Source organism: Bradyrhizobium sp. sGM-13 (genome assembly GCF_018398875.1).
Taxonomy (GTDB): Bacteria; Pseudomonadota; Alphaproteobacteria; order Rhizobiales; family Xanthobacteraceae; genus Bradyrhizobium.
The window spans coordinates 226,640-236,265 of record NZ_JAGWDK010000002.1 but is presented as its reverse complement, the minus strand read 5'-3'; the positions used below and the strand labels follow the sequence as shown (position 1 = coordinate 236,265).

The following is a 9,626-nucleotide window of genomic DNA, read 5'->3' as shown; positions in this document are numbered from 1 at the left end:
CGCCGCCATCCTTTCAGTCGATCTGCGAACGCTTGTAGTAGCCGCTGTCGATCAGCACCTTCTCCCAGTTGCTCTTGTCGACGACGACGGGCTTCAGGAGAAAGGACGGTACCACCTTGATGCCGTTGTTGTAGGTCTTGGTATCGTTGACGGTGACTTCCTTGCCGCTGAGGGCTGCGTCCACCATGTCGGCGGTGACGCGGGCGAGATCGCGGGTGTCCTTGAAGATGGTCGAATACTGCTCGCCGCGCAGCATCGATTTGATCGACGGAACCTCGGCATCCTGGCCGCTCACGATCGGCATCGGCATGTTGCCGCTGCCGTAGCCGACACCCTTCAGCGACGACAGAATGCCGATGGAAAGGCCGTCATAGGGCGAGAGCACGGCATCGACCCGCTTGCGGCCGTAGAACGCGCTCAGCAGGTTGTCCATCCGCGCCTGGGCGGTGGCGCCGTCCCAGCGCAGGGTCGAGACCTTGTCCATGCCCTTCTGGCCGCTGCCAATCACCAGCTTGCCGTTGTCGATATAGGGCTGCAGCACCGACATCGATCCGTTGTAGAAGAAGTAGGCGTTGTTGTCGTCCGGCGAGCCGCCGAACAGTTCGATGTTGAAGGGGCCCTTGCCTTCCTTCAAGCCCAGCGCCTGCTCGATCGATTGGGCCTGCAGCACGCCGACCTGAAAATTGTCGAAGGTGGCATAGTAGTCGACATTGGGCGTGTCGCGGATCAACCGGTCGTAGGCGATCACGATGATCCCCTTGGCCTTGGCCTGCTTCAACACGTCGGACAGTGTGGTGCCGTCGATCGCCGCGATCACCAGCACCTTGGCGCCCTTGGTCACCATGTTCTCGACCTGCGAGAGCTGGTTCGGGATGTCATCCTCGGCATACTGCAGGTCGGTGCCGTAGCCACGCTCCTTCAGGATCTTGACGATGTTGTTGCCGTCGTCGATCCAGCGCGCCGACGATTTGGTCGGCATCGCGATGCCGACGGTCCCCTTGCTTTGGGCGAACGCGCCGGTCACCGCCGTCGCGGCCATTGTCGCTGCCAGCGCCAAGGCCGACAATGTGGTTTTCAGACTAGTCATGCTTCTCTCCCTTGATCACCGAGGATCTGTGATTCCTGGATTTTCAGACCGCTGGCTGCGGTTCTCGAAACTCAGTCGCTCTGCGCGTTTGTGCCGCGCCTCGTATTCCTCCATCAACCCGTTGCAAGTTTGACGTCTGGTTCGGGACGGCCACGCGCTGCAACGTCGAGCAGGAAGGTGCGGCCATGATCGGGATCGGCGTGTTTCGCGTCCTCCCCCATCCCCTGCCAGGCCGAGGTAACGAGCAGGTGCGAAAAGTCTTGCCCGACAAAAACGGGACAACTCGATTGCCGTGCCGGGACGTGGAGACTGCGCAGATGCTCGCCTTGCGGGCTGTAGACGTCAATGCAGCCGCCACCCCAGCGCGCGTTCCAGATCAGCCCGTCGGCATCGACTACCGCACCGTCGATGCCGCCGCCACCCCGCCGGGTAACTAGCGCGCTCGGCTCTCGGCGCGGCAGGCCGGTCGCCGCGTCGAGCTCGACGCGAAACAGCACGTTCTCACCGGTGTCGGCGAAATAGCCGACGGTCCCGTCCGGCGAGAAGCAGATCGCGTTGGGAATCGTGATGTGATCATAAAGGCGCGATAGCTCGCCGCGGTGCAGCGCATAGATGGCGCCCAGTCCCCGCTCGGCCTGGCGGCCCATGGTGCTGATCCAGAAGGTGCCGGACGGGTGCACCCGCGCATCGTTCGAACGCGTCGCGGCATTGTCGGCTTCCAGCGGGCAGTACCGCGTCATCCGTCCTTCCGGCGTATCGCGGACATAGAGACCGTCATCCGCGACGAGCAACTGCCGATGCGCGTCGATCCGCCCAAGCGCGCTACCCATCACGCCGAGAGAATGGATGCTGGTCCGCCCGGTATCGAGCCGCGCCTCGAACAGCCGGCGCCCGATGATATCGAACCACCAGGCTGTATCGGTGGCGACGTCGTAGGTCGGCCCTTCGCCAAGATGGCACCGCTCGCTGCAGAGAACGGTCGTCGGCACCTCTTCCTTCTTGCAACCACCAATCATCGCCCGCTCTCCCCGGGCAACTCTACCTCGGATTGTGTCCCGATTGCACCCTCGATCGCATGCGTGAAGCGATACAGCGTGGAGTGGTGATAGACCTCGCCCGGCGAAAGCCGTGCCGTCGGGAAGTCCGGCCGATTGGGCGTATCGGGCCACGCGTGCGGCTCGAGGCAGATGGCATCGGACTGCCGATACAGGCGGCCGCCTTTTCCAGCGGTGGAGCCGTCGAGAAAGTTTCCGGAATAGACCTGCAGGCCGGGCTGGTTGGTGAATAGTTCGAGCACGCGGCCGGATGCTGGCGCTGCGAGCCGCGCGGCGAAGCGAGGCTCGCCACTTGGCGGTGCGAGACAGAAATTATGATCATAACCGCGGCCAACACGGAGCTGCGGATGGTCGTTGCGTATCCGCGCGCCGATCTCGATGTCTGTACGGAAGTCGAACGGCGTACCGTCCACCGCGGAAGGTGGCTCGGGCAGCGGAATCGCGCCAGCATCGATGGCAAGGAAATGATCCGCCGCCACGGTGAGGCGATGATCGAGAATGGTCTGGCCGGAGCACGCACCCGCCAGATTGAAAAAGCTATGATTGGTGAGATTGACCACGGTGGGACGATCGGTCCGCGCCGTCATCTCGAGAGACAGTTCCATCGGCCCGGTGAGACGCCAGGTCACCTCTACCTCGAGCGCGCCGGGATATCCCTCCTCGCCATCGGCGCTGGTGTAGGCGAGCGTCACGGCCGGACGATCGCCGTCCTCGATCGCCGCAATCCGCCAGTTGCGGCGATCGAAACCCTCCAGCCCGCCATGCAACGCATTGGGGCCGTTGTTGGCCGCGAGCTGCACCTCAGTGCCATCGAGCACAAAGCGCGCGCCGGCGATACGGTTGGCGTAACGCCCGACGGTGGCGCCGAAGAACTGCCGCCGGGCGAGATATCCCTCGAAGGCGTCGTGACCAAGCACGATGTCGTCGCGACGTCCGGCGACATCCGGCACCAGCAAGGCCTGCAGGCTTGCGCCATAGGTGATGATGCGCGCTTCCAATCCGCCATCGCATTGCAAGACGATGCGCTCGACTTCGCTGCCGTCAGGCAGGACGCCGAAGCGGGAACGCACCGCGCGAGGGACGGACGGCGTGTTCATGTCTCGTCCTCGAATGGCTCAACCGTGCGGCGGCGCCCCAGCAGGAACGCGTCGGCGACGAGTTGCAGCGGCGCAAGATCGACGTCGCTATCGCCGGTTGTGGCGAGTTCACTAAAGCGACGATAGAGCCCGGCATACTCGGCCTCAGCGGCATCGACGAGTTGTTTGCCCCCTGCCCTCAACCTCGCCCCGCCCATGGACAGGGTGACGGGACCGCCGTCGGTATCGAGATGGATGTCCCAGCTCTGCGGGCCAGTCTGGCGGAAGTCGAACTCGGCCGTGATCTTCAGCCCCTGCGCATCACTGAGTGCAAGGGTCGCGGCGATCGGCGCGTCGCGATTGGCGGGGAACGCGAGATCGGCCGAGGTCACGAACAATGGCTGGCTCAAAATACGCGTTAGGATCGAAAGCGCGTTGATGCCGGGGTCGAACACGCCGAGCCCGCCCGGCTCAAAGATCCAGGCCTGCCCGGGATGCCAGACCCGCACGTCTTCCTTCCAGGCAATGTGGACAGCCGTGACCTTCCGGTCAGCCAGCAATTGCCGCGCAGACTCGACAGCCGGAGCGAAGCGCGAGTGCCATGTGGCGAACAGCGTGCGTCGCGCGGTCCTCGCGGCGGTCACGAGCGGACTGATCTCAGCCACCGTAGCGCCGGGCGGCTTTTCCAGCATCACATGCTTGCCGGCGGCAAGCGCCGTTGCCGCTTGTGCGTGGCGAACCTGCGGCGGGGTGCACAGCGCCACCGCGTCGATCGGCGGACCGTCGCGCAGCAGTTCATCGAGCGTCGCCGCATGCGGCACGCCGGAAAGCGAGGCATTGCGGCTCGCGACGGCAACCAGCTCGACGCCGTCGGTTGCAGCAATCGCCGGCACGTGCTGGTCGCGTGCGATCTTGCCGAAGCCGACGATGGCGACACGAAGCGCGTTCATGATTGCTCTCCAGGCTCGACCACCGCGGAGACCGCAGGCGCGGCGCTGGACGATGGCGAAACGTCCTCATGACGACGCAATCCGTTGTGGATCACCTCGGTCATGGCTGCGGTGGCTGCCTCGGCATCGCCGCTGGCGATCGCATCGACGATGCGCTGGTGCCACAGCAGCACGGTCTCGCGGTCCTGCGTTTCGACCGGGGCGCTGAGCAGGAACGAAGCGCGCAACGCCGCCTCGATGACGTTGCCGATCGAGCGCATGAACAGATTGCCGGACGCGTTGGCGACGGCCAGATGCAGGGCAAGATCGCCGTCGGCAAAACCGACGGAGTCGGAAGCCTCACGCCGCATCCGCTCCATGCTCCGATTGAGTTCGGCGATGTCGGCCTCCGAGCGCCGGGCCGCCGCCAGCGCGGCAGCGCGCGGCTCAACCGCGAGCCGGATTTCGGCGAGATCGTTGAGAAAGCGCCGGTCGATGCCGGCATCAAGATGCCAGGCCAGCACATCGGCGTCGAACATGTTCCAGGCGCCGCGCTCGCGCACTACCGTGCCGACCCTCGCCTTGGTGGTGAGCAGCCCCTTGGCAACCAGGGTTTTGACGCTCTCGCGCAACACCGGCCGGGACACGCCGAACATCGCCGTGAGCTCGGCGTCGCCCGGAAGGCGGGCGCCTTCGGGGTAACGGCCAGCGATGATGTCGACGCCGATGCTGCGGGCGACCTCGGCGTGGTTGGAATGCGCGCGCCGCGTCGGGATGACGACAAGCCGGGAGGTCATGATTTGAGAACTCCTGCCTTACGGGGGCCGGCGCGACGGGCGATGCCGATCATGGCCTGCTGCAGGGCGATGAAAGCGAAAAGCAGGATACCGGTCACGATCTTGGTCCACCAGCTCGACAAGGTTCCATCGAAATTGATGTAGGTCTGGATCAGGCCCTGAATCAGCACGCCGAGCAATGTGCCGACGACCGATCCCTGACCGCCGGTCAGCAAGGTGCCGCCGATCACCACGGCCGCGATCGAATCGAGTTCGACGCCGACCGCGGACAAGGAGTAGCCCGCCGCAGTGTAGAAGGAGAACACAATGCCGGCGAGCCCCGCAAGCACGCTCGACAGCATGTAGATGCGCACCGTCATCGATCCGACCGGTATGCCCATCAGCGCCGTGGTCGCGCGGCTGCCGCCGAGCGCATAGACGTTGGCCCCGAAGCGGGTGAAATGCAGCAGTACGGCTCCCGCCGCGACCACCGCGAGCATGATCAAGGCAATGGCGGTGAGCCGGCCTCCCCCGGGCAGCCGCAGCGCGAAATCCGACACTGTCGAATAGAGCGGCGCGCTGATCGGCGTCGATTCCGTCGACATGAGAAAGCTGGCGCCGCGGGCGAGGAACATGCCGGCCAGCGTGACGATGAAGGGCGGCATGTCGAAGACGTGGATGATGGCGCCCATGGCCGCGCCAAAGGCGGCGCATAGCATCAGGATCGCGGCAAAGGCGACCAGCGGCGGCACGCCGAGGCGCTCGATCGCCAGCGCGACGAAGACGGTGGTGAAGCCGATCACCGAGCCGACCGACAGGTCGATGCCCCCGGAAATGATCACGAAGGTCATGCCGGTGGCGACGATGCCGAGAAAGGCATTGTCGGTCAGCAGATTGGCCGCCACGCGGGTGGAAGCGAAATTGGGGAATTGCGCTGTGCAGAGCGCAAATCCGACGACAAAAACGATGGCCGTTATCGCGACCGGCGGCAGCCGCCTCATTGTCGCGCCCTCCCCAGCACGGCCCCAGCATTGGCGAAGCGCGGCGACTGCAGCAGCAGCACGATCAACACGACGGCCGCTTTCACGAGAAGATTGAACTCCGGCGGATAGCCCGACAGCAAAATCCCGGTGTTCATGGCCTGGATGATCAACGCGCCGACCATCGCCAGCACGAGGCTAAAGCGTCCACCGAACAGCGAGGTGCCGCCGATCACGACGGCCAGAATGGCATCGAGTTCGAGCCAGAGCCCGGCATTGTTGGCGTCCGCGCCCATGATGTCAGCGGCAGCGATAACGCCGCCAAGCGCCGCGCACAGGCCGCACCAGACATAGACCGCGAGGATCATGGTACGGGTGCCGATGCCCGCCAGTTCGCTCGCCCTTGCATTGCCGCCGGTCGCCTCGATCAACAGGCCGAGCGCCGAGCCGCGGACCACCGCGCCGGTGACAACCAGCATGCCGAGGACCACCACGACCGGCGTCGGCACGCCGAGCACGGCGCCGTTACCGAGCCAGACCAGGTCGGGTGCGGTGAAAGTGACAATCCGGCCTTCGGTTATGAGTTGCGCGACGCCGCGGCCCGCCACCATCAGGATCAGAGTGGCGACAATCGGCTGGATGCCGAGCACCGCCACAAGGAAGCCGTTCCACAACCCGCACAGCAACCCGGCGCCGAGCGCGGCGGCAAGCGCCAGCGGCAGGCCGTGGGCGTCGGCCAGGCTCGCGGCAATGGCGCCAGCGATCGCCATGACTGCTCCCACTGACAGATCGATGCCGCGCGTGGCGATGACCAGCACCATGCCGAGCGCAAGCAGCGCGACCGGCGCGACGCGGTTCAAGACGTCGATCAGGCTGCCGAACAGGCGTCCATCCTGCATCCGCAGATCGAAGAATTGCGGCGAGACCGCGCGGTCGATCGCAAGGATCACCAGCAAGGCGACAATCTGGGCGAGGCCACGGCTTTGCAGCAGTCTTTGCATCATGCTTGGCATCATGCTTGCCCGGCTTCCGCGACAATGGTGCTGCTAGCGGCAATCGCCGCAAGAATATTGGAGATGTCGATGGCTTCCCCTTCCAGCTCGTCGATGTGGCTGCGATCGCGCAGCACGATCACCCGGTCGGAATAGGTCACGATCTCGTCGAGCTCGGAAGAAATCACCAGGAGCGCCAGGCCGTCGTCGCACAGTTCGCGGATCAGGCGGATGATCTCGGCATGCGCACCGACATCGATGCCGCGGGTCGGCTCGTCCAGCACCAGAACGCGCGGCGCCGTGGCGAGCCACCGGGCGAGCAGCACCTTCTGCTGGTTGCCGCCCGACAATAGCCCAATCGGCCGCTCCGGCTCCGGCGGGCGAATGTCGAGCAGGCGGATGAACCGCATCGCGATCTCGTCCTGTTCGGAACGAGACAGCGGTTTTGCGAGGCCCCGCTTGGCCTGCAGCGCCAGCACGATGTTTTCGCGCACGGTCAGGTCAGCAATGATGCCCTCGGTCTTGCGCTCTTCGGGACAATAGCCGAAGCCATGGGCAACCGCATCGCGCGGCGATCGCAGCCGGACCGGATTGCCGTCGACCGTGGCGCTGCCACTGTCGGCGCGCTCGGCGCCAAACACCAGCCGCGCGGTTTCGGTGCGCCCCGATCCGAGCAGGCCGGCCAGACCAACCACCTCGCCGCGCCGAAGCGCGAGATCGAACGGCGCAACATAGCCGGCCTTGCCGTAACCCTCGAAGCGCGCATAGAGCTCCCCCGCCTGCCGCACCTGCGCTGCCGCGCGCTCACTCGTCCTCTCTGCGAGTTCGCGGCCGAGCATCATGCGGATCAACTCGATCCGCGGCAGTTCGGCCGTCTTCCGCTCGCCGATCAGCCGGCCATTTCGCAGGACCGTGATGCGGTCGCAGATCTCATAGACCTGATCGAGAAAATGCGTGACGAAGACGACGCCGATCCCGCGCGTGGCCAGCTTGCGCATCACCGCGAACAGAACCTCGACTTCGTGGCGATCGAGGCTCGCGGTCGGCTCGTCGAGGATCAGCACGCGCGCCGACTGGTCGACGGCGCGGGCGATCGCGGCGATGTGCTGCACCGCGACCGAGTAATTTCCGAGCGGCTCGGCGACGTCGATGTGCAGATCGAACTCGGCCAGCAGCGCGGTGGCGTTGCGGCGCATCTCGGCCTCGCGCACCAGACCGAACTGCGTCGGCTGTCTGCCGAGATAAAGGTTTTGCGCCACCGACAGGTTCAGGAGCAGATTGACCTCCTGATAGACGGTCGCAATCCCCGCATCGACCGCTGCCTTGGCCGAGCGCAGCGCAACCTCGGTGCCACTGAGCCTGACAATGCCGGCATCGCGCGGGAAGACACCGGTCACCGCCTTGATCAGCGTCGACTTGCCTGCGCCATTCTCGCCGAGCAGCGCGTGGATTTCACCGGCCCGCAAGGTGAAATCCACCTCCTGCAGGGCCCGCAGTGCGCCAAAACTCTTGCTCAGGCCCCGCACTTCCAGCAGAGCCGGGCCTGGGTCGGAAACTGCATTCATGCCGGCATTACTCCCACCGACGTTCGCGTCGACCGCGAACGCCTGGCATGTGCGCCTCGTGAGGCGGATTCGTCGAGAAGGCTTTCGCCGCCGGGCCGGAGCTAACTCGAGCCCGGCGGCGCAACGCCGGACGGTCAGTAGCCGAGGCCCTTCTTGCTGTCATAGATCTTCTGCGGATCGTCGGCCGCCGTGTAGAGCTTCGATTCCGTCTGGATCCACTTCGGCGGCACCGTTCCCTTGGCCTTGTAAGCCATGATGGCGTCCAGTGCCGGCCCCGCCATGTTTGGCGTCAGCTCCACGGTAGCGTTGGCCTCGCCGGCCGCGATGGCCTTGAAAATATCAGGCACTGCATCGATAGAGACCGTGAGGATGTCCTTGCCCGGCTTGAGGCCGGCCTCCTTCATCGCCTGGATCGCGCCGACCATCATGTCGTCGTTGTGCGCATAGACCGCGCAGATATTCTTGCCGCCGCCCTCGGCCTTGATGAAGCTTTCCATCACCTCCTTGCCCTTGGCGCGGGTGAAGTCGCCGGTCTGGCTGCGCACCACCTTGAGGTTGGCGTTCTTGGCGACGACGCTGTCAAAACCCTTCTTGCGGTTGGTCGCGACGCTCGCGCCGACCGTGCCCTGCAGCTCGACGACGTTGCATGCTTTCCCGGCTACCGTCTTCGCCAGCCATTCGCCGGCGACCGCACCTTCATGCACGCTGTCAGACGTGACGGCGGTGAGATACAGCTCCTTGCCCGACGGATCGATGTCACGGTCGAGCAGCACGACCGGAATCTTGGCTTCCTTGGCCTCCTTCAACACCGCATCCCATCCACTCGACACGACCGGCGCGAGGAAGATCGCGTCGACGCCCTGGGCGATGAAGGAACGGATCGCCTTGATCTGGTTCTCCTGCTTCTGCTGGGCGTCGGCGATCTTGAGCGTAACCTTGCGCTTGGCGGCCTCCGACTTGGAGACTGAGGTTTCCGCCGCCCGCCAACCGGATTCCGATCCGATCTGGGAGAAGCCGACGGTCAATTCAGCGGCGGTTGCCGGCAGCGAGAGGGTGATGGCGACCAAGGCGGTGGCCGCAAGGAGGGCTTTGGAGGTCATAAGGCGCATTCTCCCAAAAATGTTGTCAGGGTGCCTCGCATCACCGAAATCGGTATCTAAGCACCT

General features: G+C 65.0%; 9 protein-coding genes. All 9 read right to left on the bottom strand.

The window, feature by feature from the left end; all coding sequences use genetic code 11:
- Nucleotides 1–13: 13 nt before the first annotated feature.
- Nucleotides 14–1,087, bottom strand: coding sequence for a multiple monosaccharide ABC transporter substrate-binding protein (gene chvE / locus KJQ96_RS03580; protein ID WP_305829145.1), 1,074 nt, complete (start codon nt 1,085–1,087; stop codon nt 14–16).
- A 113-nt stretch (nt 1,088–1,200) separates the two neighbouring features.
- Nucleotides 1,201–2,103: an SMP-30/gluconolactonase/LRE family protein gene (locus KJQ96_RS03575; RefSeq protein ID WP_213285324.1), complete on the bottom strand. Its 903-nt coding sequence runs from the start codon at nt 2,101–2,103 to the stop codon at nt 1,201–1,203.
- A complete protein-coding gene (locus tag KJQ96_RS03570) occupies nt 2,100–3,239 on the bottom strand; it encodes an aldose epimerase family protein (protein ID WP_213285323.1) in 1,140 nt (379 codons plus the stop codon). The genes KJQ96_RS03575 and KJQ96_RS03570 overlap by 4 nt, the downstream gene beginning before the upstream one ends.
- Complete coding sequence (locus tag KJQ96_RS03565; RefSeq protein ID WP_213285322.1) at nt 3,236–4,168, bottom strand: Gfo/Idh/MocA family protein; 933 nt, start codon at nt 4,166–4,168, stop codon at nt 3,236–3,238. The genes KJQ96_RS03570 and KJQ96_RS03565 overlap by 4 nt, the downstream gene beginning before the upstream one ends.
- Nucleotides 4,165–4,944 carry a FadR/GntR family transcriptional regulator gene (locus tag KJQ96_RS03560; protein WP_213285321.1) on the bottom strand — a complete coding sequence of 260 codons (780 nt, stop codon included), beginning with the start codon at nt 4,942–4,944 and terminating at the stop codon, nt 4,165–4,167. The genes KJQ96_RS03565 and KJQ96_RS03560 overlap by 4 nt, the downstream gene beginning before the upstream one ends.
- Nucleotides 4,941–5,924, bottom strand: coding sequence for a galactofuranose ABC transporter, permease protein YjfF (gene yjfF, locus KJQ96_RS03555; RefSeq protein WP_213285320.1), 984 nt, complete (start codon nt 5,922–5,924; stop codon nt 4,941–4,943). Before yjfF ends, KJQ96_RS03560 begins: the two co-directional genes overlap by 4 nt.
- Entirely contained in the window at nt 5,921–6,904 is a 984-nt protein-coding gene (locus KJQ96_RS03550; RefSeq protein WP_375293135.1) for an ABC transporter permease, read from the bottom strand. Before KJQ96_RS03550 ends, yjfF begins: the two co-directional genes overlap by 4 nt.
- Nucleotides 6,905–6,915: 11 nt before the next feature.
- A complete protein-coding gene (locus KJQ96_RS03545; RefSeq protein ID WP_213285318.1) occupies nt 6,916–8,460 on the bottom strand; it encodes a sugar ABC transporter ATP-binding protein in 1,545 nt (514 codons plus the stop codon).
- Nucleotides 8,461–8,594: 134 nt separating this feature from the next.
- Nucleotides 8,595–9,560 carry a galactofuranose ABC transporter, galactofuranose-binding protein YtfQ gene (gene ytfQ, locus KJQ96_RS03540; RefSeq protein WP_065728285.1) on the bottom strand — a complete coding sequence of 322 codons (966 nt, stop codon included), beginning with the start codon at nt 9,558–9,560 and terminating at the stop codon, nt 8,595–8,597.
- Between the last annotated feature and the right edge of the window lie 66 nt (nt 9,561–9,626).

What these genes read in the sequence shown, in the direction of transcription:
- KJQ96_RS03545 (WP_213285318.1), bottom strand. Translation starts at nt 8,460, where the DNA reads ATGAATGCAGTTTCCGACCCAGGCCCGGCTCTGCTGGAAGTGCGGGGC.
- KJQ96_RS03575 (WP_213285324.1), bottom strand. Translation starts at nt 2,103, where the DNA reads ATGATTGGTGGTTGCAAGAAGGAAGAGGTGCCGACGACCGTTCTCTGC.
- KJQ96_RS03560 (WP_213285321.1), bottom strand. Translation starts at nt 4,944, where the DNA reads ATGACCTCCCGGCTTGTCGTCATCCCGACGCGGCGCGCGCATTCCAAC.
- chvE (WP_305829145.1), bottom strand. Translation starts at nt 1,087, where the DNA reads ATGACTAGTCTGAAAACCACATTGTCGGCCTTGGCGCTGGCAGCGACA.
- yjfF (WP_213285320.1), bottom strand. Translation starts at nt 5,924, where the DNA reads ATGAGGCGGCTGCCGCCGGTCGCGATAACGGCCATCGTTTTTGTCGTC.
- KJQ96_RS03565 (WP_213285322.1), bottom strand. Translation starts at nt 4,168, where the DNA reads ATGAACGCGCTTCGTGTCGCCATCGTCGGCTTCGGCAAGATCGCACGC.
- ytfQ (WP_065728285.1), bottom strand. Translation starts at nt 9,560, where the DNA reads ATGACCTCCAAAGCCCTCCTTGCGGCCACCGCCTTGGTCGCCATCACC.
- KJQ96_RS03570 (WP_213285323.1), bottom strand. Translation starts at nt 3,239, where the DNA reads ATGAACACGCCGTCCGTCCCTCGCGCGGTGCGTTCCCGCTTCGGCGTC.
- KJQ96_RS03550 (WP_375293135.1), bottom strand. Translation starts at nt 6,904, where the DNA reads ATGCAAAGACTGCTGCAAAGCCGTGGCCTCGCCCAGATTGTCGCCTTG.